The sequence below is a fragment of the Kitasatospora atroaurantiaca genome (assembly GCF_007828955.1).
GTDB lineage: Bacteria > Actinomycetota > Actinomycetes > Streptomycetales > Streptomycetaceae > Kitasatospora > Kitasatospora atroaurantiaca.
Genome location: NZ_VIVR01000001.1, coordinates 3,373,641 through 3,398,371 on the forward strand (window position 1 = coordinate 3,373,641; position 24,731 = coordinate 3,398,371).

Consider the following 24,731-nt stretch of genomic DNA (forward strand, 5'->3'; position numbering starts at 1 on the left):
CCCACCTTCGTCCGCCGCGCGTAGGCGGCGGGCCGCTCCCCCAAGCGGCCCGCTGCCACCCACCACCACCGACACCTCACCGGCAGCCGCACCCGAGGACGTCATGACAACCGCCTCGCAGTCCCCCGACTCCCTTGCCGTGGTCACCCGCGTCCAGGCGGCGCTCAGGGCGCCCGGCATGCCCTTCGAGGTCGAGCCCACCCCGCGCGGCCCCCGCTACCTCCGCGCCCCGCGCACACTGCGGGAGCTCCTGGAGAGCACCCGTGCCCACGGCGACCGCCCGTTCCTCGTGGCCGAGTCCGGCAGCTACACCTTCGCGGAGCACTACGCGGCCGCCGCCGGCCTCGCCCACCGCTACCGGGAGACCTACGGCCTGCAGCGCGGCGACCGGGTGGTGATCGCGATGCGCAACCTGCCCGAGTGGCAGGTCGCCTTCTGGGCCTGCCACCTGGCCGGGGTGATCGCCGTCCCGCTGAACGCCTGGTGGGAGGCCGAGGAGCTGGCGTACGCGCTGGACGACTGCACGCCCGGCCTGGTCGTGGCGGATGCCGAGCGCGCCGGGCGGATGACGCCCTGGCTCGCGGCGCACGGCACACCGCTGCTGACCGTCGGGGTCCCGTCCCACCACGACCGCTTCGAGGACCTCCCCGCGCCCGGCCCGGCCGCACCCGAGCCCGCGATCGATCCGGAGGACGACGCGACGGTGCTCTACACCTCGGGAACCACCGGACACCCCAAGGGAGTGGTCGCCACCCATGCCGCGTGGTGCGCGGCCGCGAGCAATCCGCGCTACTTCGCCGCCACCTCGGTGCTCTGCGCGGGCGGCGAGCTCGGCCGGATCAGGCCGCAGACCGCGCTGATGACCTTCCCGTTCTTCCATGTCGCGGCCTTCACCACGATGTTCGCCCTGATGGCGAACGGCGGCAGCGCCGTCCTGATGCGCAAGTGGGACGCGGCCGAGGCGCTCCGGCTGATCGACCGGCACCGGGTCACCATGTACGTCGGCGTCCCCGCCACCGCGCTCGGCCTGCTGGACGCGGCCGAGGCCGGTGCGGCGCCGCTGCCGACTCTCACCATGATCAGCACCGGCGGGTCCGCCGCACCGCCCGAACTGGCCCGCCGGATCACCCGCCGCTTCGGCGGCCGGGTCGAGGCGCGCAACGGGTACGGCCTCACTGAGACCTGCGGCGGCGTGATCGCCAACGTCGGCGCCCGCTACCTCGAGCACCCCGACAGCATCGGGCGCCCCTGCCCCGCACTGGAGCTCCGGATCGCCGGCCCGGACGGCCTGGCACTGCCCGAGGGCGAGGTCGGCGAACTCTGGCTGCGAGGCCAGCCGCTCTTCCGCGGCTACCGCAACAACCCGGAGGCCACCGCGGCCGCCTTCGCCGACGGCTGGTTCCGCACCGGCGACCTGGCCCGTGTCCGGGACGGCGAGGTCTACATCGTCGACCGGCTCAAGGACATGGTGATCCGGGGCGGCGAGAACGTGTACTGCGTCGAGGTGGAGGGCGTGCTCTTCGACCACCCGGAGGTCGCGGACGCCGCCGTGCTGGGCGTCCCGCACCCCGTCCTCGGCGAGGAGGTGGCTGCCGTGGTCGTGCTCCAGCCCGGCGCCACGGTGGACCCGGACGGGCTGCGTGCCCATGTGGCCGCCCGGCTGGCGGCGTTCAAGGTGCCCGCGCACCTGCTCCTGCGCACGGCTCAGCTGCCGCGCAACCCCACCGGGAAGATCCTCAAGCGGGCACTGCGCGAGGAGGTCGTGACGCTCCTGCCACCCGGCTGACCCGGGCGGCAGCGCGTCCCCGTCCGGTCAGCCGCTCGAGCCGTTGCCCTGACTCCGCCAGGCCTCCAGACCGGCCATCGAGGCCACCTTGGCCTGGTGCATCGTCCGGGCCGCCAGCTCGGTGGGGGGAGTGTCCATGTGGTGGACCCACTCCCGGCCCGCCGAGGCCAGCGCGACACCGACGATCATCGTGCCGGTCAGGCCGATCAGGGCGCCGAGCCCGGTGAGCGCCGAGCCGGTGATGAGCATGCTGCGGTTCACCTGGAACCCGCTGAACTTCTGATTGGTCGCCATAGAACAACCATCGGCGAGCCCCGGACGGCTCGCACCCCGAGCACGCCTACCCGGGGGACGGGCCACGGCCCGCGGTAACCCGGGCGCCGGGTCCAGCGCGCGCGAACCGCACGCGCCCGCCTAGGGTCACGGGCGGGGGTCTCTCTCCAGGAGGACGCGATGGCCGATCCCGTACACGTCGATCTCGTGGCGCTCGCCGACGAGCACGCCGCGAAGGCCGCCGCCAGCCCGCACGGGCGCAGCGCGCACCTGCTGGTCCACGACGGTGTGCTGCGGCAGACCATCATCGCGCTGACCGCGGGCTCCGCGCTGGACGAGCACAACGCACCGACGGCCGCGAGCCTCCAGGTGCTGCGCGGGCGGGTGTCGCTGACCATCGCGGGCCGGCGGCAGGAGCTGGTGGCGGGTCAGCTGCACCCGATCCCGCAGGAGCGGCACGGACTGCTCGCCCACGAGGACTCGGTCGTACTGCTGACCGCCGTGACCAACTGAGCCGTCCGGCCGAGCGCCGCTACGGACCGACCTCCGCGCGCGCGGCGCCCAGCACCCGGCCGGAGGCCAGCTCCAGCCCCCGGAGGAAGTCCCGCCCGGAGGGCGCCTGCTCCGGTGCGACCAGCCACTGCACGGCGAGGCCCGCCAGCAGCGCCTGGTAGAAGGTCCCGAGGGCCAGCTCGTCCTCGGTGTCCGGTACCTCCTTCAGCCCCTGGAACATCGCGGCGAGCCCCAGTCGGGCCATCCGCTGGACGCCGCCGAGGGCCTCCTTCAGCTCGGGTGCATGGTCGATCTGCGCGATCGCCTCGTACTGCGCCGACCACAGGCCCCGGTACTCGACGAAGGTCTTCCGTACGCCGTCCCAGGTCTCGACGAACCGCTCCTCGGGGCTCGCCGAGCTGTCGACCGCCGACGCGACCGCCGTTTCGACCGCCTCGCCCCACTCCCCCACGGCCTCCAGCATCGCCGAGTTGAGCAGCGCCTCCTTGGAACCGAAGTGGTAGCCGATGGCGGCCAGGCTGACGCCCGCGGCGGAGGCGATGTCGCGGGCGGTGGTGCGCCCGTAGCCCTTCTCGAACAGGCAGCGCTTGGCCCCGGCCAGCAGGTCTTCTCGATTTCCCATGCTCCGAGAGTACGCCAGGATCCAGACGATCGTCTCGCACAGCCGACTTACACGCTTGTACTAGACAAGCGTCTGACACGTGCGTACCGTCTTCCTCATGACCGCAACCAACGGCCTCGCCGGCCGACGCGAATGGACCGGCCTCGCCGTCCTCCTGCTCCCGACCCTCGTCATCTCCATGGACATGGGCATCCTGTTCTTCGCCGTCCCGTTCATCAGCACGGATCTCAGGCCGAGCGGCACCCAGCAGCTCTGGATCATGGACATGTACTCGTTCCTGCTGGCCGGGCTGCTGATCCCGATGGGCTCGCTGGGCGACCGGATCGGCCGCCGCAAGCTGCTGATGGCGGGGGCGACCGGCTTCGCGGCGGCCTCGCTGCTGGCCGCCTCGGCGGACGGCGCCGCGCAGCTGATCGCCGCCCGGGCACTCCTCGGCATCACCGGGGCGACACTGATGCCCTCGACGCTGGCGCTGATCCGCAACATGTTCCACGACCAGAAGCAGCGTCAGGCCGCGATGGGCGCCTGGGGCGGGGCCATGATGGCCGGCGCGACGCTCGGCCCGGTGGCCGGCGGGCTGATGCTCGACCACTTCTGGTGGGGCTCGGCGTTCCTGAGCGCCGTCCCGGTGATGGCCCTGGTGCTGCTCACCGCGCCGTTCCTGCTGCCCGAGTACCGCTCGCCGCAGTCCGGCAGCTTCGACGTGCTGGGCGCCGGGCTGTCGATCGCCGCCGTGCTGCCGGTCGTCTACGGCATCAAGACGCTCTCGGTGGACGGCTGGCGCCTGCTGCCGGCGCTGGCCGTCGCGGCCGGACTGGCCGTCGGGGCCGGGCTCGTGGTCCGGCTGCGCACCGCCGCCCACCCGCTGATCGACCTGAGCCTGTTCCGCATCCGCGCCTTCAGCGGCGCGATCACCGTCAACACCATCGCGATGTTCGCGATGATGGGCTTCACCCTCTTCACCTCGCAGTACCTCCAGCTGGTCAAGGGCTTCAGCCCGCTCACCGCCTCGCTCTGGGCGCTGGTGCCGAGCGTCGGCGTCGGCGCGGCGGTCGGGATCTCCGGAGCACTGGCGGGCCGCGTTCGGCCGGCCTATCTGATGACCGGGGGCTTCCTGACCGGCGCGGCGGGCTTCGCGACCATGACGCAGGTCGGCCCGGACTCGCCGCTGGCGCTGATCCTCACGGCGGCGGGCGTCCTGGCCGCCGGGACGGTGGGCACCATGATGCTGACCGCCGAGATGGTCGTCTCGGCCGCCCCGGCCGAACAGGCCGGCGCCGCCTCGGCCACCTCGGAGACGGCGAGTGAGCTGGGCAGCTCGCTGGGCATCGCGATCCTCGGCGCGGCGGGCGCCGCGATCTACAAGGCGAAGCTGGACGGCCAGGTCCCGGCCGAGTTGCCGGCGGACGCCGCCCGGGCCGCGAACGACACCCTCGGCGGGGCGGTCACGGTGGCCTCGCAGCTGCCGGGCCGACTGGGCGAGCAGCTGCTGGAGGCCACCCGGGCGGCCTTCGCGGACGGGATGCACGTGGCCGCGGTGGTCGGGCTGGTCTGCATGATCGGCGGAGCGATGGCGGCGTACCGGCTGATGAAGCACCTGCCGGTGGCGGGTGGAGCCGCGAAGGCCGAGGAAGAGGTGCTGCCGGTCGCCGCCGGCGCCTGAGCGAGCTCCTCAGCGGCTGCGCCGGAGGACGTACGGCGAGGCCCGTCCGGCGCCGTCGAGCGCGCGAGTCACCGAGAGCCCCGGCCGACAGGGCGGTTTCTAGGGGTCGTTGCAACACGTGGTCGGTTGTTCAGGCCGCGAGCAGTTTATGCAGGCGCTCGGCTGGGGTTTCCCAGCCGAGCGTTTTGCGTGGTCGGCCGTTGAGTTCGGCGGCGACGGCGGTCAGGTCCTCGGTGCTGTGGGCGGACAGGTCGGTGCCCTTGGGGAAGTACTGGCGGAGCAGGCCGTTGGTGTTCTCGTTCGAGCCGCGTTGCCAGGGGCTGGCCGGGTCACAGAAGTAGACCGGGATGCCGGTGGCGATGGTGAACGAGCCGTGGGCGGCCATCTCGGCGCCCTGGTCCCAGGTCAGGGAGCGCACCAGGTGTCCGGGCAGGGTCTGGACGGTTTCGACGAGGGCGTCGCGGACGTGTTCGGCGGTGCGGCCGTGAGGCAGGTGAAGGAGCATCACGTAGCGGGTGGCGCGCTCGACCAGCGTTCCGATCGCCGAGGCGCCGTCCTTGCCGATGATCAGGTCGCCCTCCCAGTGCCCGGGCACCGCCCTGTCTTCGGCCTCAGCCGGCCGTTCGCTGATCATGACCATCGGGGTGGCGAACCTGGGCCTGCGCGCGGCGGCCTGGCGGTGGGGGACGCGGCGGGCGCGTCCGGTACGCAGGGCGCAGGCCAGTTCGCGGCGCAACTCGCCCCGGCCTTGGACGTAGAGGGCCTGGTAGACCGTCTCGTGGGCCACGTGCATCTCCGGCCGCTCGGGAAAGGTGTCCCGCAGAGCCTGGCAGATCTGCTCCGGACTCCACCGCTTGTCCAGGCGGTCCTGGATGAAGTCCCGTAGCTCCGGGTTCTGGCCGATCTTGCCGGGTTTGGGTCGCGGCCTGCGAGCGTCGGCACGGGCGTGGGCGGCGTGGGGACGGTAGTGCTGCCGGCCGCGGGGGTCCACCGTGCTGTTACGGCGTATCTCCCGGCTGATCGTGGACGGGCTGCGGCCCAGCTCGGCCGCGATCGCGCGGATGGCGGCCTTCTCCCGGAGCCGGTCGGCGATGTGGATGCGTTCGTCCTGGCTCAGGTAACGGCCCGGCAGCCCGGGACAGGCCACCCGCTCTGATCGAGCGGGCGGCCTGAACCTGCTGGGGTCCGTCCGGCCGTTGCGCCACTCGCGGCCGGTTCGATCGTGGACGCCCACACGCCGTGACGCTTCCCTGTTGCTATAGCCCTGATCCACGAGCCGGAAGTATTCCGCTCGCTCACGGACCAGCCTCCGGGGTCCCTGGGCCATCGTTCGGTTCTTGCGGATCTTGAAGTCCATCGCACCCCTTGGGCTGGGGTGTTGCGACAGCCGCTAGAACCCAAGCAGCTGTCGGCCGGGGCTCTCGACGCGCGCCGCCCCTCCCCCGCCCCTAAAGTCGCAGACAGCCGACCCCGCCCGCGCAGGAGGCCCGCCCCCATGCCGGAACCCTCCTGGCGCCGAGAGCACGAGGACCCCGACTACCGGTTCTCCCTCGCCAACGAGCGGACCTTCCTGGCGTGGATCCGGACCGCCCTGGCCCTGCTGGCCGGCGCGATCGCCATCGACCAGTTGGCGCCAGGCCTGGCGCCCAGCCCCGTACGGGCCGCTCTCGGAGTGGCCTTCGCCCTCGGCGGGGCGGCCCTCGGTGCGGCCGCCTACCGCCGCTGGTCGCAGGTCGAACGGGCGATGCGCGAGGGCGGGCGGCTCCCGCACACCAACGTCCTGCTGGTCGTCTCCGTCTGCGTGGTGGTGACCGCCGCCGCCTTCACCATCCTGATCATCGGGTCCGCCCGGTGAACCGGCTCCCCGCCCCGCGCGACCGGGGCCTGCAGCCCGAACGCACCCTGCTGGCGTGGAGCCGCACCGCTCTGGTGCTGACCGTCAACGCCGGGCTGGTGCTGCGCACCGGTCTGGTGAACCGTCAGCCGGGGCTGACCGTTCTGGGCGCCCTGCTGGTCGCTGCCGCCTGCGTCCTGTGCGCGCACGGCCTGCACCGGCGCCGTCGGCTGGAGCTTCCCGGGCACGCTCCGGAGCCCATCCGGGCAGCGCCGCTGCGGGCCGTGGTGGTGCTGATGGCGCTGGTCGCCGCGGCCTCCTGCTGGTGCGTGCTGCTCGGCCCGCCCGGCGATTAGTGGTCCAGACCATATGCCCGGCACCCTGCGGCTGAGCACCTGGTTTTTGACCACCGTTTCCCGGCCGGTGTATACGTTCGCAGCTTCGGCCAGGCATACTGGGCCGGGTCGGGCAAGCTCGCCCGGCCTTGAAACGGCGAGAATTCCGAAGGGACCGGTGGTCAGGGATGCTGCGTAACGGTCTGGAGCCCTGGCACCTCCTGGTGGTGCTGGCTGTCATCATCCTGCTTTTCGGCTCGAAGAAGCTGCCCGAGATGGCGCGCGGGCTCGGCAAGTCCATGCGCATCCTCAAGGCCGAGACCAAGGCCCTGCGCGAGGACGACGCCCCGGCGGAGGGTGCAGCCCAGAACACCACGGCTTCGTCGACCCCGGCCGACCAGCCCCGCCCGGCGGTCAGCCCGACCACCGTCACCCCGGCGGCCGAGACCACCAAGTCGGCCACCAGCGCCTGAGTCGCCTCTGCCGGACTCACGCCGCGCGAATCTCACCCCGAGCCTCCGCCCCGTCAGCTGACTGGGCGGGGGCTCGGTCGTTTCCGAGTCCGACCCGGCCGGCCGGTGAGTCCGTGGCTCGGTGGCTGCGGCCGCGAACTGACGGACGCTCGGATGGCGTAGCAGCCCCCGGCGGCTTCCCGGCGGCTGCCGGAGGATGGGTGCGTGGCCGTCCCCAGAGACCCGATGGAACCCGTGGAGCCGTTCGAGCCACCCCAGCCGTCCCAGCCGTCCGGACGCGACCTGTGGGGGTTGGGGTTGATGCTGCTCGGGCCCATCGCACTGCTGGTGGCCTTCTTCACCCTCCCGATGGGCGTGTTCGGCCCCGAGCATCCGGTGCTGAGCTGGGTCACCTTCGGACTGGCTCTGGCGGTGGTGGCCGTGCTGCTGCTGCGGAAGATCGGCCAGGAGCTGCTGGACGTTCCCGGGCGGCCCGGGGTGGTGATCCTGCTGCTGAGCTGCTTCTCGCTGGTCGTCTTCGCCACCGCCTATCTGGCGCTGGCCCGGGATCCCGGCCAGTTCAACGGCCTGCAGACCCGGGTCGACGCGCTGTACTTCACCGTGATCACCATGTCGACCGTCGGCTACGGGGACATCTACCCCAGCGGGCAACACGCCCGGGAGGTGGTGATGGTGCAGATCCTCTACACGCTGGTCTTCCTGACGGCCGGCGCCACCGCGATCACCCGCCGGCTGCGCATGCGCTTCGCCGACCGGGCGGCCACCCGGCGCCGACCGCCGCGCTGAGCGTGCGTCAGTTGCCGGCGTTGGAGTCCCGCGTCGGCTGCTGCGCGTGCAGGGTGTTGATCAGCGAGCCGAGCCGGTTCTGCCAGTTCTGACTGGTGCCGTTGTCGATCGCATGCTTCTTGGCCAAGTCCCGGACCACCTTCTGGGCGTTCCGCAGAGTCTGCTCGGCAACCTGCGGCTGGTGGTCGGCGAGGGCGCCGGAGGCGTCGTCCAGCAGGCCGAGCAGATCGGCCTGTCTGTCCCGCTCCTTGGTGATCTGCGCCTGGGCGACGGCGGCCCGGAGCGCGGCGAGGGCCCCGGCCGGGCCGGGCTTGGCGGTGGGCGTCGGCAGGGTGCTCGGGCTCTCCGATGCGGACGGCGACGCGGAGGCGGAGGCCGCGACGGTCGGGGTGGAAACCCCGGCCCGGGCCCCGCCACCGGGGCCGCTCAGCGCGAATGCGGCGATGGCCGCCGCCCCCGCCACCACGGCCACACCGACCCCGGCGAGCACCAGCGGGCGGCGCCGGTCCGGCCGGATCGGCTCCATCATCGAGGTATGCGGCATCGAGGTCTGCGGCCCGAAGGACGGCGGCAGCGGCGCGAGGGGCGGCAGGACGGAGGTCCGCTGCGGGTCCGCATAAGGCCCGGCCGGGGGCGCGGCGATCGGGGGCAGCGCCTGGGTGGCCGCCAGCAGCTCGGTGGTGCGGTCGGTGGCGGCGGCGACCGGTACGGCGGCGAGGAGTTCGGCCCGGGCGCTGCCCGCGTCGGCCGGACGCTCCGCCGGGTTCTTGGCGAGCAGCCGCAGCACGGCTGCGTCCAGGCCCGCCGGCACGTCCGGGCGCCGCGCCGAGACCGGTGCGGGCTGCTCGCTGACGTGTTTGAAGGCGATCGCCACGGGTGCGTCGGCCGTGAACGGCGGCTCCCCGGTGAGCATCTCGACCAGCACGCAGCCGACGGCGTAGAGGTCCGCGCGGCCGTCCACCTCGGCGGCGGTGGCCTGCTCGGGCGAGAGGTACGCCGCCGTGCCGAGCACGGTGGCCGGCTGGGTCAGCCGCGAGCTGGACGAGCTCACCCGGGCGATGCCGAAGTCGACGACCTTCACACCGCCGTCAGGGGTGATCATGATGTTGCCGGGCTTGATGTCCCGGTGCACCAGGCCCGCGGCGTGCGCGACCTCCAGCGCCTCGCAGACGGCCGCGGCGATCCCGACGGCCCGCTCGACCGGCAGGCCCGGCGTCTCGGCCAGCAACCGGCTGAGCGACCGGCCGTGCACCAGCTCCATGACGATGTACGGGGATCCCTGGTCGACGCCCGAGTCGAAGACCATCACGATGCGCGGGTGCACCAGCATCGCGGCGTGCTGGGCCTCCCGGCCGAAGCGCTCGGCGAAGTGCGGGTCGTCGGCGAGGCCGCCGTTGAGCACCTTGACCGCGACGGGGCGGCCGAGCACCCGGTCGTGACCGCGGTAGACCGTCGCCATACCGCCGACGCCGAGTATCTCCTCCAGCACGTAACGCCCGTTCAACGCGCGTCCGATCATCTGGCGTCACTCCCCTCGGATACCTCGGCCGGAGGCTTCGGGTCGCCTCGTGCACCTGTGCACGATAGCCGCCGCGCGCCGGGGCCACCGACTCACCGGCCGAAAGGGGCGCCGGCACCCGGCGGAGAACGCCCGGAGGGCCACCGCTGCCCGGCGCCGGACCAGAACGGAGAACGCGCAGCTCACTGCGGCCCCCGCGGCACCTGCGGCGGGACCTGGAGAGTGCCGTACCGCTGCATCCGCTGCCAGCGCAGCCGGGAGCCCGCGAGCGCGGTGCAGACGGACTGGATGACCACCAGGTAGATCAGCTGGCGGTAGACGAACTGCTGCAGCGGCAGACTCCAGAGCGGGCCGAGCCGCTCGCCGTCCAGCCGGAAGGCGTACACGCCCATCGCGGTCTGCAGCGCAAGGAAGGCGGCCCAGAGGCCGACGATCCGTACCGGGTCGAGGAAGACCAGGCCGTACAGCGCGAAGACGTCGACCACCGGGGCCAGCAGCGGCAGCAGCACCTGGAACAGCAGCAGGTAGCCGAGGCCGCGGCGGCCCAGCTTGCCGGCCTGGCCGCCCTGGCGCAGGGCGCCGCGGTGCTTCCACATCGCCTGCAGGGTGCCGTAGCACCAGCGGTAGCGCTGCCGCCACAGGGCGCCGAGGGAGGCCGGGGCCTCCGTCCAGGCCTTGGCCCGCTCCTCGTAGACGACCCGCCAGCCGGCCCGGCAGAGCGCCATGGTCAGGTCGGTGTCCTCGGCCAGCGTGCTCTCGCCGACCCCGCCGATGCGCAGCAGGGCGGAGCGGCGGAAGGCGCCGACCGCGCCGGGGACGGTGGGCATGCACTCGGCGAGGTCGAAGAGGCGGCGGTCCAGGTTGAAACCGACCACGTACTCGATGTGCTGCCACCGGCCGAGCAGTCCGCCCCGGTTGACGACCTTGGCGTTGCCGGAGACGGCGCCGACCCGGCGGTCGGCGAAGGGCTGGACCAGCATCCGTACGGCATCCCGCTCGAAGACGGTGTCGCCGTCGACCATCACCAGCAGCTCGGCGCGGGCGGCGGCGATGCCCGCGTTGAGCGCTGCCGGCTTGCCCGCGTTCTGCTGGCGGATCACCCGGACGAAGGGGAGGTTCAGGGATTCGACCAGGTCGGCGGTCCCGTCGGTGGAGCCGTCGTCGACCACGATCACCTCGACCGGGTGGTCGGAGGCGAGCAGCGAGCGGACGGCGGCCTCGATGCCCGCGCGTTCGTTGTAGGCGGGGACGATGATGCTGACCGGCTCGGTCACGGGCGGGCCCCAGGGCCGGTCGCGGACCTTCTTGTGCCTGCGCGCGGCCACCACGACCGCGATCGCCCGCAGCACGCTGACGGCACCCGCCGCGTACAGCAGCCAGCCGAGCAGGGTGAGCGCCCAGTCGCTGGCCGTCAGGGCGCCGATCACGGCCAGGCCCTGCCAGTGGTCGGCGGCCTCGGCGGGCCGCACGGGGCGAGGCAGCCGGACGGCGTCGCCGACGGTCTCGAAGCGGTAGCCGCTCGCCTTGAGGCGGGGCAGCAGCTGCTCGAGCGCGGCGGCGGTCTGGCTTCGGTCACCGCCCGCGTCGTGCATCAGCAGGATCTGCCCGCCGGCTCCCTTGGGGGTCGCGTTGGCGACGATCTGCTCGACGCCCGGGCGGCGCCAGTCCTCGCTGTCCAGGGTGGTGAGGACGGTGAGATAGCCCTCACGGCCGGCCTGCTGGACGGCCTGCCAGTCGGCGTCCGTGAGGGCGTCGGTGGAGGAGGAGTACGGCGGCCGCAGCAGGGAGCTGGTCTGACCGGTCGCCCCGGCCAGGGCCAGCTGGGACTCGCGCAGCTCCAGCGAGCGCCGCCAGGGGGCGGCGTGGGCGAGGTCGGCGTGGGTGAAGGTGTGGATGCCGATCTGGTGGCCCTCGGCGAGGATCCGCCTGGTCAGCCCGGGGTTGGCGGCGACCTGGGTGCCGACCACGAAGAAGGTCGCGTGCACCTGGTTGCGGCGCAGCACGTCCAGGATCTGCGGGGTCCACTGCGGGTCAGGGCCGTCGTCGAAGGTGAGCGCGAGGGTCTTGGCGCCGGGCGCGGCTGTACGGTCCGAGGCTCCGTCGATCACCGGGCCGCCCTCGCGGACCCCGGCGGGGACGTTCTGGTTGCTGCCCTCTGCCGGGACGGCGCCGTCGGCGGCGTGGCCGTACATGTGCTGGGTGTAGCCCTGCAGCAGGAGCGCGGCGGAGAGGGTGAGGACCAGCACGGTGAGCATCAGCCAGTGGGTGCGCAGCGGTACCTGGCGGACCATGCCGCGGCGGCCGCGCGTGCCCTTGCGGCTGCGGCGGGAGGGGGTACGGACTGGCGTGGTCACTGGTCCTCGGCTCGGATCAGGGGGTTCAGGGGCTCTTGGTGGGCTTGTGGTCGGGTGCCGCGGACGGGCGTCCGTGGCCCGGGCCCGCGGTGGTGGCGCTCGGGGTGGTGCTCGGCGCGAGGGTGGTGGGGGCGGCCTGGGTGGCGGCTGCGCCGGGCGTGCGGCGGGCGGTGCCGGCCGGCCGCGCGGCGGGCGGGGTGACCGGCTTGGACGCCTGTGGGTCGGCCGTCTGCAGGACGGTCGGCGTGACCCTGGGCCGGTCGGCGGTCTGCTGCGGGAGGAACGGGGCGTTGATGCTGGGGCCGCCGAGCACGCTGCTGACCAGCAGGGCGAGGTACCCGGCGGCGGGGACGGCGAGGAGCCAACCGATCCGGCGGACGCGGCGCTGGCGGCGTCCGGAGGTGTCCACGAAGACCGGGGCGTTCTGCGGCGGACGGACGGACCTCCGGTCGATGCGGACCGGGTCGCCGAGGCGCGCCGGATCGAGCCGCACCGGGCCGTCGGGATGCACCGCGTCGATCCGCGCCGTGTCGTCGATCACCTTCGTGGTCCCACTCGTCCTGTCGGCCCCGTTCCGCGCCCGGACAGTCCGACGCCGGGCGGACGGTGGGTACAGGGGGCCCACCGGCCGCCCGGAGCTCGGATGCTGCCACCGGCGGCGGCCGGGGCGATCCGGATGGGCGGGTGGACCCGGGGGAGTCCGCCTACCCACCCGGAGCTTTCGAGCCGGGCGGTCGGTGGACACGGGGGAGCCCACCGGCCGCCCGGAGCTTGGGAGGTGCTGCCGGGTACTGCACAGGTACCGGTCCTGCTTCCTGTCTCGGTACCTGTCTGGTTCACCGGACGGACGATGGGCCCGGGGGGTTTGCCCACCGTCCGTCCGGAGTCTCTGGGGTGGTTACCTCGCGGTGCCACCGTCCTGTTTGCCGCCGTCGCTGGGCGACTGACTGGCCTTGGCGGTCCGCTCCGGTTTGCTCGGGAGCGGGACCGGGAGCTTCGTCGAGCCGTCCTTGGTGGGGTCCGCGGACGGCGTACCGGTCGAGTCCCCCTCCTTGGACCGTGCGATGGCGGCCGTGCAGTAGCCGTCGACACGCTCCGCACTGCCCGCCGCCTTCAGCAGGGGGGCGAGCAGGGGCTCGGCGAGCAGGAGCTTGGGCTTGCCGCCGGCCGCCACCCGCTGGGAGAACGTGCGGCAGAGCCCGAGCAGCTGCGCCGCCTCGCTGTCGCCCGGACCGGTCGCCTGGCCGGTCGCCGTTCCCGACTGGCCCGGACCGGCCGAGGGGCCTGCGGTCGCGGTGCCCGAAGGCTCCGGCACGCCGGTACCGCCGAGGCCACGCTTCCCGGAGGCCGTGGACGGCCCTCCGGAGGCGCTGTGCACGGCCACGGGGGCGTCCTCGGCCCGACCACCGCCGCCCAGGGCGGCAGGAAGGTTTCCGGTGCCGGCCGCGAATGCCACACCTCCCAGCGCGGTGGCAGCAAACGCAACGGCGACGGCCTTCGCACTGAAGGCCCGCGCCAGCGCGGTGTCTGCCATCGTTCGTCTCCGGAGCTGTGGGGCGGGGTTTCGGCGGGCCTCCCGGAACGCGGCCAGTGCCTCCTGCTCCCCGGGGAGTTCACCGTCCCCGGCTGCGGGGGCAGCGGCGGCGGCGAGCAACCCGGCAAGGGCGGCGTGACCGGTGAGGGGGGCCTGACCGGCCGACGTGCCGACTGCAGCACCGCCGAGCAGCTGCTCGGCCGTGTCGCGGTCGATCCGACGGGATCGGTTGGTGCTCATCTCATGTCCTTCAGCGTCGCGGCCCTGGGTTGTGTCACACCTTGCGGAGAATTTTTTTCCGCCGTCCCCTGACGAGGTACGCCGACGGCGGCTCCGCCGGTCTGTTCCAGCAGCTTGGCGAGCTTGCGCAGGCCCCGGTGCGCGGCCATCCGGACACTGCCGGACCGCTTGCCCAGCACCCGGGCGGCGCTCTCCGCGTCCAGCCCGAGCACCACCCGGAGCAGCACGGCCTCGGCCTGGTCCCGCGGCAGCCTGGCGATCAGCGCCAGGGCGTCGGAGGTGCCGACGGAGGCGAGGGCGGTGCCCGCGGTGTCCTCGGCGGCGGCCAGCTCGGCGAGGTACTCGAACGGGAGGTCGGCGGCCGGGCGGCGGCGCACCCGGCGCAGGTGGTCCATCGCGCGGTTACGGGCGATGGTGGCGGCCCAGCCCCGGAAGCCGTCCGCGTCCCCGGTGAAGGAGCACAGGTCGCGGGCGATCTGCAGCCAGGTCTCGGAGGCGATGTCCTCGGCGTCCTCCGTCCCTCCGCCCACCAGGACGCGCAGGTAGCGGAGCAGGCCCGGCTGGACGGCCCGGAAGAGGAGCCGGAAGGCCTCCTCGTCCCCGCCCTGGGCGGCCCGGACGGCTGCGGCGAGATCCGGCCCACCGTCCGGCTGGTCGTCCGGCTGCCGGCCGGGCGGTACGACCGGCGGCACCCGGCCGGGTGGCGCCGGGTGGTCGGTCGGTGCCGGGTGGCCCGCTGGTCTCGGGCGGCCCGGCGCTATCGGGCTGCCGACGGTGTTGTCGGCGCCCGTCCCCTGAGGTTCTGCACTGTGCACCCGTCACATCATGGGGCATGCCGGACAGCCCTCGGCCCGTAGGGGCCGGATAGGCCGCCGCAGGCCGAAATGCCCCATCGACCAGGACGAATGTCATGACAGTCGCTGCCATTCGCCCGCAGCCGACAAAGGTGCTCCGGTCATACGTTTGAGACGACCGGAGCAGTCACCCTGCCCACCCGCCGTACGCCCGGGTCGGACGCCTCCCGCCGCCGCTGCCGCAGGCCGACTGCCACTCCCCCCATGCACCAGGGATGACGTGATGACGACCGCCCAGCAGCTCTTCGCCGAGGGGATCCGCGAGCACTTCGCCCCGGCCCTGCGGGCGCTGGGCTTCACGGGCTGGCGGCACTCCTTCAGCCTCCCCGACGAGGACCACTGGGCCCTGCTCGGCGTCGAACTCGCCGGCGTCGACGACCGGGCCGTCCGCTACACCGTCAACCTCAGCCTGACCCCCAAGGACGCCTGGACCGGGCGGGCGCTGCGCCCGAACCCGAACGCGCCGACCGGCCTGGAGGTCTGGCACGCCCGGATCGGGGAGCTGCTGCCGGTCGGCGGCGAGGTGTGGTGGGAGGTCGCCCCCGGCCCCCGCTGGCTGGTCGCCGTCGAGGACTCGGTGGCGGCCGTCCGCCACTACGGGCTGCCGGAACTCGTACGCCGGCTGGCCGCCGCGGAGGGCGCCGAGACGTACCTCTCCCCCGCCGAGCTGGAGGACGTCAACGCCGCCCTGCTGACGGGGGCCGTCGCCCGCATACAGCGCGCCGAGCTGGCCGACAGGACCCTCGTCCTGACCGGCGCCTGGAGCAGGTCCGACCCCGTGGCCAGGGAGGTCCTGGCGGGCGCGGCCGAGGGCTTCCTCTCCGCCGACGACGAACGCTTCCGACGCGTCCGATGCCTCGACACCCTCGGCCGCGCACTCTGGACCTTCCCGGCCGCCTGACTACCGGGCCTCGGCCGGTGCGCCGAACCAGGCGGTGAGGGCTTCCGGCAGGCCCGGGGTGTCCGGGGCGTCGGCGGCCCAGGCGACGAAGCCGTCCGGGCGGACCAGGAGGGCGGCCAGTTCCGGGCGGGACGGGCACTCGGCGGCGACCGTACGGACCCGGCCGTCGTAACCCCGCGCCTGCGGAGCGTCCGGGGTGAGCGTCAGCAGCAGTCCCCCACCGGGCCGGCAGTGGTCGGCGAGGCGGGTGCCGTCGGCGAACTCCAGCTCCGGGGCGGCCGCACCGACCAGCGGGTGCCCCCCGACCGGGGCGACCCGCTGGAGGACGCCCGAGAGGCACTTGGCCATGTACGTGCTGCCGGTCTCGGTCGCCAGCAGGTCCGCGAAGACCGCGCGCAGCGCGCGCTCCTGCGGCTGCGGGCGCATCAGGGCGATCTGCGCGCGAGTCCAGTCGAGGACGGCCGCCCCGACGGGGTGCCGCTCGGCGGTGTAGGTGTCGAGCAGGCCTTCCGGGGCGGTACCCCGGACCACGGCCGCCAGCTTCCAGCCGAGGTTGACCGCGTCGCCGATGCCGAGGTTGAGCCCCTGCCCGCCGAACGGCGAGTGGACGTGCGCGGCGTCGCCCGCCAGCAGCACCCTGCCCTGCCGGTAATCGGCGGCCTGCCGGGCGTTGTCGGTGAAGCGGGTGGCGCTGTGGACGGCCGTCACGGTGACCTCCTCCCCGGTCACCCTGCGGATGGCGGCGGTCAGCTCCTCGGCCGTGATCGGGGCGCTGCGGTCCGCCGGCGGCCCGTCGAACCGGACGGTCAGGATGCGGCCGGGCATCGGGCCGGTCACGTAGATGCCGGTGTCGGTGGCGTTCCACCCGGGCCTGAGCTTCTCCGCCCCGGTGAACTCGGCCATCGCCTGGTGGCCGGTGATCTGCGGGTCGGTCCCCGGGAAGGCGAAGCCGGCCAGCTTGCGTACGGTGCTGCGCCCGCCGTCGGCCCCGACCAGCCAGCCGGCCCGCAGCGGTGGCCCCTCGGCGAGCCGGACGGTCACGCCGGCCCCGTCCTGCTCGAAGCCGACCAGTTCCACGCCCCGGCGCACCTCGACGCCCAGCTGGGCGGCCCAGGCCGTCAGCACGGCCTCGACCTCCTGCTGGGGGACGGCGAGCACGTCGGCGGCGGGCCCGAGGCCGGTCAGCTCGGGTACGGTCTCGTCGATCAGCGTCGGGTCGAGCATGAGGCCGCCGAAGTGGGCGCCGTACTTCGGGAAGCGGCGCGGGCCCGCGGCGGGCTGCGGCTGCTGCTGGAAGAAGGCCCGGACGCGCTCCAGCATCCGGTCCTGGGCCGCCGCCAGCTGCGGGAGCAGTCCCCGCCGGTCGAAGGCGCGGGCGGTGGCGACGTTCACCGCTCCGGCTTTGACGGTCAGATCCGGCTCCGCGAGCCGTTCGACGACCAGTGCGTTCGCGCTGGCCAGCTTGAGTTCACAGGCGAGGAGCAGCCCAACCGGACCCGCCCCCGCGATCACCACGTCAGTGTCCATGGAGAAAACTGTACCCGGTACAAGTTTATGGTGGGTATAGTTTTCCGCATGGAATCCCAGCCCTCCCTCCGCGAGCGCAAGAAGCAGCAGACCCGGCTGCGCATCTCCGAGGCGGCCACGGCCCTCTTCATCGCGCGCGGCTTCGACGAGGTCTCCGTCGCCGAGGTGGCCGAGGCGGCCGAGGTCTCGAAGATGACCGTCTTCAACTACTTCCCGCGCAAGGAGGAGCTGCTCCTCGACCGGGTCCCGGAGGCCATCGAGCTCGTCACCACCGCGATCCGCGGCCGCGCTCCCGGCCGGAGCCCGCTGGACGCGCTGCACGCCCTGGTCCTCGACCTGGCCGAGCGCCGCCACCCGCTGTCCGGGATCGGCGACACCATGCCGGCCTTCTGGCGGACGGTGCTCGACTCGCCCGCCCTGCGCGCGTACGCCCGGGAGGCGCTGGAGCAACTGGAGGACCACCTGGCCCGGCTGATCGCCGAGGAGCCCGGTCGGCTCCCCGGCGAGGAGGAGGCCAGGTTCGCCGCCGCCCTCGGTATGACGGCCTGTCGCACCGTGTTCACCGCGACCGCGCGCCGCATCCTCGCCGGGGAGCCGGCCGACGCCGTCGCGGCCGACCACCGGGCGTTCACCGACCGGGTGTTCGCCGCCGTCGCCCGTGCGTTCGCCGAGTTCGCGGAACCGGCGGAACCATCGGCGGGCCCCCAGGAGTCTTGATCTCAAGGGGGCGGAGCGTCCTCTGTCCAAAGGGGGAGCTTCATATGACGGACGATCTGATAACCGGCCGCAGCCTGGTCTGGGACGGCTGCCTCAACGTACGGGACCTCGGGGGGCTGACCACCGCCGACGGCCGCCGCACCCGCCCGGGCGCCGTGGTCCGCGCCGACAACCTCGACCGGCTCACCGCCGAGGGCTGGGCGGCCCTCCAGGCGTACGGCGTGCGCACGGTGGTGGACCTGCGGGACGAGCAGGACTACCGGCCGCTGCTCCCGCGCCCCGAGGGCATAGACCTGCTCCGGGTGCCGCTCGACCGGCTGGCCGGGGCCGAGTGGTGGGAGCGGTTCGGCGGGCTGGACGGCACCCCGCTCTCCTTCTCGCCCTACCTCGACCACTGCGCGCACGCCGTCACCGCGGTGGTCTCGGCCGTCGCCCGGGCGCAGCCGGGAGCCGTCGTGGTGCACTGCGGCGCCGGGCGCGACCGCACCGGCCTGGCCGCGCTCGTGCTGCTCGCGGCGGCGCGGGTCACGCCCGCCGACGTCGCGGCCGACTACCTGCTCAGCGCGCCCAACCTGCGCCCGCTGTGGGCCATGCTCGGCCACCCGGACCAGGAGCAGGCGATCGAGGCCGTGCTCGCCGGCGAGGGCACCACCGCCGAGGCCGCCCTGCTGGCCACCCTCGCCGCCTTCGACCCGGACGCCTACCTGCCTGCGGGCGACCTGGCCGCCGTCCGGGCCCGGCTGGTCGGCTGACGCCGGCTACCAGAGCCGGTCGATCGAGCCCGGGTACAGGGCGATCCGGGTGTGCCGGAAGCTCTCCCGGGCCGCCCTGGCGCGATCGGAGCAGAACGCCGCCATGGCCACCTTGTCGAAGCCGGGCCGGTCGCTCGGGAACGGGTCCTCGGCCGTACCGCCGATCAGCACGGTGCCGGGGAGCGGCTGCCAGCCCGCGCTCTCGTAGAACCCCTGCAACGGGCGGTCACAGGTGAACAGGCCGAGGTCGGCACCGCCGGCCTCGATCCTGCGGCGCGCCGCCGCCACCAACTGCCTGCCGTGGCCCCGGCCCTGGTACGCGCGATCGGTGACGACGGTGCTCAGGCCACGGGCCCGGTAGGTGGCGCCCGCGTGGACGAGCTCCTTGCCGAGGACGTCCAGGGCGGCGAGCACCCGGCCGCCGTCCACCAGCAGCATCGAGTACGGCCGCAGCGCCGGGTCGTGGCTCAGCCCCGGGTCGGAGCCGCAGCTCGGCCATGCCTGCTCCTGCAACGCCCAGACCTGCGCGCGGAGTTCGGACGGCACCTCGGCCTCCGGAAACTCCAGGATCTGCATCTGCCGTGCTCCCGATATTTGATGGCGGCTCGCCCGCCCGGCTGCGGATACTGCGCAGTATGGTGCAATTCGCGGATTTCGACTCGCGCGGCTATCCCATGGTGGATGTCCGCACGGGCTACGGCCAGTGGGTGGAGAGTTACGAACAGACCGTCGAGGACGCGATGGACGTCGACGTCCTGGCCCGGCTGGCCGTACCAGACTGGCCGTCGGTACGGCGGGCCGCCGATCTCGGCTGCGGGACGGGCCGCACCGGCGCCTGGCTGCGGCGACAGGGCGTGGCGGCGGTGGACGGGGTGGACCTCACGCCCGAGATGCTCGCCGTCGCCCGCGCCAAGGGAGCCCACGACCGGCTGGTGGAGGCCGACCTGGCCGCGAGCGGCCTGCCGGGCGAGGCGTACGACCTGGTGATCTCCTCCCTGGTGGACGAGCACCTGGCCGAGCTCGGCCCCCTCTACCGCGAGGCCTTCCGCCTGGCGCGGCCGGGCGCGCTCTTCGTCCTGGTCGGGCTGCACCCGTACTTCATCATGGCGGCCGGCATGCCCACGCACTTCACCAGCGCGGCCGGCGAGTCCATCGCCATCACCACCCACGTCCACCTGGTCAGCGACCACCTCACGGCCGGGCTGGCCGCGGGCTGGCAGCTCGCCGAGATGAACGAGTCGGTGGTGGACGACCGCTGGATCGCCCTCAAGCCGAAGTGGGAACGCCTGCGCAGTCACCCGGTCTCCGCGGCGTACGCCTGGCGCAAACCGGCCTAGAGGCCCCGCCAGTATTGGGCATCCCAGGGGCGCGGGGAACTGCGCGAGATCGGAAGGCAACGGCCTGTGCCCTACCGCCTCGCGCAGTTCCCCGCGCCCCTGTGGTTGGCCCGCTGCCTCACCTGCTCCACGCTGTCAGAAGCCCGAGTTGGGGCTGGTCACGATGCGGGTGCGGCCGTCGGAGCGGGCGGCGAGGCCGGCGGTGAGGCGCAGGGAGCGGCTGGGGCCGAGGAGGGTGAGCGCCTCGTCGGGGGTGGCCCAGCGGTAGGCGTCGAGTTCGCCGGGCGGGAGGGTGATCGGGGTGTCGGTGGGGATGGTGCCGAGGTCGAAGAGGAAGTGGACGGCCGGGTGCTCGAGTTCGGCCGAGGGGTGGGTCCAGGCGACGGCGAGCAGCTCACCGGCCTCGTTGACGATGCCGGTCTCCTCCTGGAGCTCGCGCGTCGCGCACTCCTGGGGGTTCTCCCCCACGTCGATCGTCCCGCCGACGAACTGCCAGTGCTCCCGGTAGCCGGCCTTGACGATCAGCACCCGCCCCTCCGGGTCGCTGATCAGGCAGCCGGCGGCGGCATAGACGCGGGGCAGCGAGGCGAGCCACTCGTCGCGGGTCTGGAGCAGGGGGCTGTCCGACATGGCGGTCCTTTCCGGTGGAGGTGCCAACTCTCGCACGCCGGCCGAAACTCCATGGCCCGAACCGGCCGCCCACGGGCGGAGCAGGGTCAAGATCGGGTCGGTGCGAAGGCGTTGACGCCGGGTGAGCCGAGCTGCGCCCGGCAGGCCGAACGGGGCGGCGCCTCTCCGGGCGCCACCCCGCACGGCGTGGTGGCCGAGGTCAGTGGGCGGAGTGCTTCTCCGCGCCCCGGTGGCGGTGCCCCGGGAGCTCGGCATGGTGGGCCGGGCCGGTGGCCGGGGTCGCGGCGGCGGACGAACGGCGTCCGCCGTGGCTGAAGACCGCGTCGCCGAAGTACGGCCCGGACTGCCCCGCCCTAGGGCCGTCCGTGTGGAGCTGGGGGGCCAGCGGGCCCGGGTCGGCTGCCATGCCGCGGCGTTCGAGGAGTTCCTGGGTGCCGCGACGGAGTTTGGTCATCTTGCCCATCGATCGCTTGGTCATCATCGACCTCCCTTCGGCGGCCGCTCACCTCGCCGGGGTGCGTGGCAATGCGGGCGCACGGGCTGTTATGTCCGGATTCTAACCTTTTGGCGAAATCCCGGTGCCTCCCAGCAGCCCTGCCCGCCGGACGCCGCATATGGGAGCATGCCGCGTGGTCACGGTGATACAGGATGACAAGCTGACTCAGGTGCGTACGGCCCGCACGGACGGGCGCGTACGGCACCCGGCCTCGCTGATCCGCTGCCTGCTCGGGTTCGCCGCCCTGGGTCTCACCCTGTTGCTCGCCGCCTGCGCCCAGGGCACGGCCGGCGGCCTGGACGCCGACGTGGCGGAGGGTGCGGGCCTGGTGCCCTGGCCCCCCGGCCGCCTGGCGGGGGCGCTCTCCGCCGTCGCCCTGCTGCTGGTACCGCTCGCCTTCGCGGTCGACCGGCTCGCCCGGCGCAGCAGGCTGCGGGTCGCCGACGGGGTGCTCGCCGCCGTGATCGCATACGGGCTCTCGCTCGGGCTCGACCTGCTCGTCGGCGGGCTCACCGCGCTGACCCACGCGGCGCCCGACGGCCACGGCCGCACCGACCCCGTCTACGGCCACCTGGCACCCGTCCTCGCCTTCATGACGGCGGTCGGCCTGGCGGGCCTGCCGCGCTGGCGGACGGCCCTGGCCGCCGCCCTCACCACCGCCGGGCTGTCCGGCCTGATCACCGGCTACGCGACCCCGCTCTCGCTGCTGCTGGCCCTGCTGCTCGGCTGGGCCACCGCCCACGGCGCCGTATACGCCGTCGGCACGCCCACCCACCGGCCGACGCCCGAGCAGGTGCTGCTGACCCTCGGCCAGGCCGGCGTACGCCCGCACCTGGCCAGGCAGACCGGCCCCAGCCGCTACCTGGTCACCCAGCACGACGACCGGCCCGACCTGGACGTCCTGCTGCTCGACCGCCAGGCGCAGGCGACCGGCCTGTTCCACCGCCTCTGGCTGCTGCTGCGACTGCGTACCGCACCGCGCGCCCACGGCCTGCGCTCCCTGCGCACCGGCCTCGAACACGAAGCCCTGCTCGCGTACGCGGCCACGGCCGCCGGAGTCCGCACCCGCCGACTCGCCGCCGCCGCCGAACTCGGCCCGGACGCGGCCGTGGTGGCGTACGACTTCCTGCCGGGACGGCCCCTCGCGGAACTCCCCGAGGAGGAGCTGACGGACGCGCTGCTCACCGACGCCTGGCGGCAGCTGCACCTCCTGCAGCGCCGGCAGATAGCCCACCGCGCGCTCTCACCGGAGTTCGTACTGGTCGGCACGGACGGCACGGTGCACCTGGTGGGCCTGGCGGACGGCGAGATCGCGGCCGGGGAGCTGCTGCTGCGCCTGGACGTCGCCGGGATGCTCAGCACGCTCGCCCTGCAGTGCGGCGCCGAGCGGGCGGTCGCGACCGGTGTGGCGGTGCTCGGCCCGGCCGTGGTCGGCGGGGCGCTGCCGATGCTGCAGCCGATCGCCCTGTCGCGCGGCACCCGGGCGGCACTGAAGGAGCGCCCCGAGCTGCTCGGCGCCATCCGCGAGGAGATACTGCGCAGCCGGCCGCAGGCGCCGGTGCAGCCCGTCCGGCTGGAGCGGCTGCGGCCGCGCACCCTGGTCACCTTCGCGGCCGGGCTGCTCGCCGGGTATCTGCTGCTGCAGTACCTGTTCAGCTCCGACACCAACCCGATCACGGCCGTCGCCGACGCGGACCCTGCCTGGCTGGGCGCCGCCGTGCTGGCCGCCGCGGCCAGCTATCTCGCCGCCACCCTCGGGTTCGTCGGCTTCGTGCCCGAGCGGTTGAGCTTCCGCCGCGCACTGGCCGCCCAACTGGCGGGCTCGTTCGCCAAGTTGGTGTCGCCCGGCGGCGTCGGCGGGGTGGCGCTGAACACCCGCTTCCTGCAGTGCAGCGGCATCCCGACCGCCCAGGCACTGTCCAGCGTGGGCGCCTCCCAGCTGCTCGGGCTCGTCCTGCATATGCTGCAACTGGCCTTCTTCTGCAGCCTGTTGGGTCTTGGCCCGGGCTCCGCGCTGCCGGACCCGCTGGTCCTGGGGGCCGGGCTGGCGGCCACCACCACCCTCGTCCTCTCGGCCGTGGCCGTCCCCTGGGTGCGCCGCCGGCTCGCCGCGCTGCTGCGGCCGCTGCGGGCCGAGGTACTGCCCCGGCTGCTGGACCTGCTCCAGCAGCCGGGCAAGCTGGCCGCCGGGGTGGCGGGGCAGCTCCTGGTGTCGATGGCCTTCGTGCTCTGCCTGTACTGCTGTGTACTGGCCGTCGGGCAGCAGCCGCAGTTCGCGCCGGTCGCCGTCACCTTCCTGGCGGGGAACGCGGCCGCGTCGGCCGTTCCGACCCCGGGCGGCGCGGGCGCGGTCGAGGGGCTGCTCACCGAGGCGCTGGCCCGTACCGGGTCGATGGACCACGGCACGGCGTTCGCGGCGGTGATGCTGTTCCGGCTGCTGATCTTCCTGCTTCCGGCCCTGCCCGGGTGGGCCGCCTTCGCCTGGCTACAGCGCCGCAAGGCGCTCTAGACCCCCGGTCTACCGGTACTCGTCCTCGTCGAGCTCGACCACCCGGGTCTGCTCGGCGGCGTCCGCGTCGTTCGAGTCGTCGGAGCCGAGGGCGCGGCGCCGGCGGAACTGCTCGTAGTCGTCGCCAGGGTGGTTCTCGATCTCGCGGTCCTCGTCCTCCGTTTCCACGACGACGGGGGACTCCTCCTCGGCGAAGTCGTCGAAGTCCTCGGGGAACTCGGGATTCTCGGGGTTCTGGCGCATGGCGTCCGTCCCTGCTGCTCGGAGCCCCAGCTGGGCCCAGGTGACTCTTAGAAGTATCCGACTCCGGCAGCCCCGCCGGGTACCCTCGCCCGGCCGTCGGCGTGTTGCCCGGCCCCGGGGGAGCCCGGGCGGGCCGTCGGGGGTCAGCCGATCGGTTGACCCCGGAGTCGGCCGTCGCGTCGACCCGGCGGGCCCGGTTCAGGGCCGAGGATCGAAGCAGAGCGGGAGCAGCGTGCTTCCGGCGCCGATCCGAGCAGGAGCAACTCCCATGAAGAAGACGACCGTTCGCACCCGGGTACTCACCGGCGCAGTCGCCCTCGCCGCACTGGGCGCCGGCACCTTCGGCGCGATGACCGCCACCGCCGCGCCGAAGGGCGACGGTGACGTCGCGCAGACCGCCGAGGCCAGGAAGCCGGACACCCTGACCAGCACGCACCTCAGCATCGACGCCGCCACCCGGGCCGCCGAGGCCGCCCTGCACGCTGCCGAGAAGGAGAACCAGCACGTCTCGGTCGCCGTTGTCGACCGCAACGGGACCACCGTGGTCACCCTGCGCGGCGACGGCGCCGGCCCGCAGTCGTACGAGTCGGCCCAGCGCAAGGCGTTCACCGCCGTCTCCTGGAACGCGCCCACCTCGGAGCTGGCCAAGCGGCTCGCCCAGGCTCCCAACCTGAAGGACATCCCCGGCACGCTGTTCCTGGCCAGCGGCGCCCCGGTCGCCGACAAGGGCGCCCCGATCGCGGGCATCGGCGTGGCCGGCGCGCCCAGCGGCGACCTCGACGAGAAGTACGCCCAGGCGGGCGCCGCGTCCCTCGGGAAGTGAGTGGGTAGGC

26 protein-coding genes are annotated in these 24,731 nt (G+C 73.8%); 13 read left to right on the forward strand and 13 right to left on the reverse strand.

Going from position 1 to position 24,731, the window contains the following annotated elements:
• Nucleotides 1-103 precede the first annotated feature (103 nt).
• Entirely contained in the window at nucleotides 104-1,786 is a 1,683-nt protein-coding gene (locus FB465_RS15540) for a class I adenylate-forming enzyme family protein (protein ID WP_145791227.1), read from the forward strand.
• A 27-nt stretch (nucleotides 1,787-1,813) separates the two neighbouring features.
• Here FB465_RS15540 and FB465_RS15545 read toward each other — a convergent pair whose 3' ends face one another.
• The gene (locus FB465_RS15545; RefSeq protein ID WP_145791229.1) at nucleotides 1,814-2,080 is read right to left on the reverse strand and encodes a hypothetical protein; all 267 of its coding nucleotides are present in this window, start codon (nucleotides 2,078-2,080) and stop codon (nucleotides 1,814-1,816) included.
• Nucleotides 2,081-2,239: 159 nt separating this feature from the next.
• On the opposite strand from FB465_RS15545, the gene FB465_RS15550 reads away from it, so the two are divergent.
• Nucleotides 2,240-2,572, forward strand: a complete 333-nt coding sequence (locus tag FB465_RS15550; protein WP_145791231.1) for a cupin domain-containing protein — start codon at nucleotides 2,240-2,242, stop codon at nucleotides 2,570-2,572.
• 19 nt (nucleotides 2,573-2,591) lie between these two features.
• Here FB465_RS15550 and FB465_RS37500 read toward each other — a convergent pair whose 3' ends face one another.
• Nucleotides 2,592-3,194, reverse strand: coding sequence for a TetR/AcrR family transcriptional regulator (locus tag FB465_RS37500; RefSeq protein ID WP_145791232.1), 603 nt, complete (start codon nucleotides 3,192-3,194; stop codon nucleotides 2,592-2,594).
• A gap of 97 nt (nucleotides 3,195-3,291) precedes the next feature.
• Here FB465_RS37500 and FB465_RS15560 point away from each other — a divergent pair, with 97 nt between their 5' ends.
• Complete coding sequence (locus FB465_RS15560) at nucleotides 3,292-4,857, forward strand: MFS transporter (RefSeq protein ID WP_145791234.1); 1,566 nt, start codon at nucleotides 3,292-3,294, stop codon at nucleotides 4,855-4,857.
• Nucleotides 4,858-4,987: 130 nt separating this feature from the next.
• Here FB465_RS15560 and FB465_RS15565 read toward each other — a convergent pair whose 3' ends face one another.
• Complete coding sequence (locus FB465_RS15565; protein WP_145791236.1) at nucleotides 4,988-6,214, reverse strand: IS30 family transposase; 1,227 nt, start codon at nucleotides 6,212-6,214, stop codon at nucleotides 4,988-4,990.
• Nucleotides 6,215-6,352: 138 nt separating this feature from the next.
• Between FB465_RS15565 and FB465_RS15570 the strand changes: the two genes are divergently transcribed.
• The 4 genes from FB465_RS15570 to FB465_RS15585 all read left to right on the forward strand — a co-directional run bounded on the left by FB465_RS15570 (nucleotide 6,353) and on the right by FB465_RS15585 (nucleotide 8,285).
• A complete protein-coding gene (locus FB465_RS15570) occupies nucleotides 6,353-6,712 on the forward strand; it encodes a YidH family protein (protein ID WP_145791237.1) in 360 nt (119 codons plus the stop codon).
• Entirely contained in the window at nucleotides 6,709-7,047 is a 339-nt protein-coding gene (locus FB465_RS15575; protein WP_145791239.1) for a DUF202 domain-containing protein, read from the forward strand. Before FB465_RS15570 ends, FB465_RS15575 begins: the two co-directional genes overlap by 4 nt.
• Nucleotides 7,048-7,214: 167 nt before the next feature.
• Nucleotides 7,215-7,499, forward strand: a complete 285-nt coding sequence (gene tatA / locus FB465_RS15580; protein ID WP_145791240.1) for a Sec-independent protein translocase subunit TatA — start codon at nucleotides 7,215-7,217, stop codon at nucleotides 7,497-7,499.
• A gap of 300 nt (nucleotides 7,500-7,799) precedes the next feature.
• Entirely contained in the window at nucleotides 7,800-8,285 is a 486-nt protein-coding gene (locus FB465_RS15585) for a potassium channel family protein (protein WP_145797371.1), read from the forward strand.
• A gap of 7 nt (nucleotides 8,286-8,292) precedes the next feature.
• On the opposite strand, the gene FB465_RS15590 is transcribed toward FB465_RS15585, so the two are convergent.
• The 5 genes from FB465_RS15590 to FB465_RS15610 all read right to left on the reverse strand — a co-directional run bounded on the left by FB465_RS15590 (nucleotide 8,293) and on the right by FB465_RS15610 (nucleotide 14,624).
• Nucleotides 8,293-9,804, reverse strand: a complete 1,512-nt coding sequence (locus FB465_RS15590) for a protein kinase domain-containing protein (RefSeq protein ID WP_145791242.1) — start codon at nucleotides 9,802-9,804, stop codon at nucleotides 8,293-8,295.
• A gap of 182 nt (nucleotides 9,805-9,986) precedes the next feature.
• Nucleotides 9,987-12,095 carry a bifunctional polysaccharide deacetylase/glycosyltransferase family 2 protein gene (locus tag FB465_RS15595; protein WP_211785976.1) on the reverse strand — a complete coding sequence of 703 codons (2,109 nt, stop codon included), beginning with the start codon at nucleotides 12,093-12,095 and terminating at the stop codon, nucleotides 9,987-9,989.
• A gap of 88 nt (nucleotides 12,096-12,183) precedes the next feature.
• Entirely contained in the window at nucleotides 12,184-12,699 is a 516-nt protein-coding gene (locus tag FB465_RS15600) for a hypothetical protein (protein WP_145791243.1), read from the reverse strand.
• Nucleotides 12,700-13,056: 357 nt separating this feature from the next.
• Nucleotides 13,057-13,932: a hypothetical protein gene (locus FB465_RS15605; protein WP_145791245.1), complete on the reverse strand. Its 876-nt coding sequence runs from the start codon at nucleotides 13,930-13,932 to the stop codon at nucleotides 13,057-13,059.
• Entirely contained in the window at nucleotides 13,929-14,624 is a 696-nt protein-coding gene (locus FB465_RS15610; RefSeq protein ID WP_145797373.1) for an RNA polymerase sigma factor, read from the reverse strand. The genes FB465_RS15605 and FB465_RS15610 overlap by 4 nt, the downstream gene beginning before the upstream one ends.
• A 385-nt stretch (nucleotides 14,625-15,009) precedes the next feature.
• Here FB465_RS15610 and FB465_RS15615 point away from each other — a divergent pair, with 385 nt between their 5' ends.
• Nucleotides 15,010-15,687: a DUF4304 domain-containing protein gene (locus FB465_RS15615; RefSeq protein WP_145791247.1), complete on the forward strand. Its 678-nt coding sequence runs from the start codon at nucleotides 15,010-15,012 to the stop codon at nucleotides 15,685-15,687.
• Here the strand turns inward: FB465_RS15615 and FB465_RS15620 are convergent, their stop codons facing one another.
• Nucleotides 15,688-17,214, reverse strand: coding sequence for an FAD-dependent monooxygenase (locus tag FB465_RS15620; RefSeq protein WP_145791249.1), 1,527 nt, complete (start codon nucleotides 17,212-17,214; stop codon nucleotides 15,688-15,690).
• Between the two features lie 48 nt (nucleotides 17,215-17,262).
• On the opposite strand from FB465_RS15620, the gene FB465_RS15625 reads away from it, so the two are divergent.
• Together FB465_RS15625 and FB465_RS15630 are read left to right on the forward strand one after the other, a co-directional pair.
• A complete protein-coding gene (locus FB465_RS15625) occupies nucleotides 17,263-17,931 on the forward strand; it encodes a TetR/AcrR family transcriptional regulator (protein WP_145791251.1) in 669 nt (222 codons plus the stop codon).
• A gap of 44 nt (nucleotides 17,932-17,975) precedes the next feature.
• The gene (locus FB465_RS15630) at nucleotides 17,976-18,683 is read left to right on the forward strand and encodes a tyrosine-protein phosphatase (protein ID WP_145791253.1); all 708 of its coding nucleotides are present in this window, start codon (nucleotides 17,976-17,978) and stop codon (nucleotides 18,681-18,683) included.
• A 6-nt stretch (nucleotides 18,684-18,689) separates the two neighbouring features.
• Here the strand turns inward: FB465_RS15630 and FB465_RS15635 are convergent, their stop codons facing one another.
• Nucleotides 18,690-19,259, reverse strand: coding sequence for a GNAT family N-acetyltransferase (locus tag FB465_RS15635; protein WP_145791254.1), 570 nt, complete (start codon nucleotides 19,257-19,259; stop codon nucleotides 18,690-18,692).
• A gap of 59 nt (nucleotides 19,260-19,318) precedes the next feature.
• On the opposite strand from FB465_RS15635, the gene FB465_RS15640 reads away from it, so the two are divergent.
• Entirely contained in the window at nucleotides 19,319-20,020 is a 702-nt protein-coding gene (locus tag FB465_RS15640; RefSeq protein WP_145791256.1) for a class I SAM-dependent DNA methyltransferase, read from the forward strand.
• Nucleotides 20,021-20,155: 135 nt separating this feature from the next.
• Here the strand turns inward: FB465_RS15640 and FB465_RS15645 are convergent, their stop codons facing one another.
• Both FB465_RS15645 and FB465_RS15650 read right to left on the reverse strand, forming a co-directional pair.
• The gene (locus FB465_RS15645; RefSeq protein ID WP_170290595.1) at nucleotides 20,156-20,650 is read right to left on the reverse strand and encodes an NUDIX domain-containing protein; all 495 of its coding nucleotides are present in this window, start codon (nucleotides 20,648-20,650) and stop codon (nucleotides 20,156-20,158) included.
• 199 nt (nucleotides 20,651-20,849) lie between these two features.
• Nucleotides 20,850-21,128 carry a hypothetical protein gene (locus FB465_RS15650; RefSeq protein ID WP_145791260.1) on the reverse strand — a complete coding sequence of 93 codons (279 nt, stop codon included), beginning with the start codon at nucleotides 21,126-21,128 and terminating at the stop codon, nucleotides 20,850-20,852.
• A gap of 187 nt (nucleotides 21,129-21,315) precedes the next feature.
• Here FB465_RS15650 and FB465_RS15655 point away from each other — a divergent pair, with 187 nt between their 5' ends.
• On the forward strand, nucleotides 21,316-23,655 hold the full coding sequence (locus FB465_RS15655) for a lysylphosphatidylglycerol synthase transmembrane domain-containing protein (RefSeq protein WP_145791262.1): 2,340 nt from the start codon (nucleotides 21,316-21,318) through the stop codon (nucleotides 23,653-23,655).
• Between the two features lie 9 nt (nucleotides 23,656-23,664).
• Here FB465_RS15655 and FB465_RS15660 read toward each other — a convergent pair whose 3' ends face one another.
• The gene (locus FB465_RS15660) at nucleotides 23,665-23,898 is read right to left on the reverse strand and encodes a hypothetical protein (protein WP_145791263.1); all 234 of its coding nucleotides are present in this window, start codon (nucleotides 23,896-23,898) and stop codon (nucleotides 23,665-23,667) included.
• 268 nt (nucleotides 23,899-24,166) lie between these two features.
• On the opposite strand from FB465_RS15660, the gene FB465_RS15665 reads away from it, so the two are divergent.
• Entirely contained in the window at nucleotides 24,167-24,721 is a 555-nt protein-coding gene (locus FB465_RS15665; protein WP_145791264.1) for a GlcG/HbpS family heme-binding protein, read from the forward strand.
• Nucleotides 24,722-24,731: the final 10 nt, after the last annotated feature.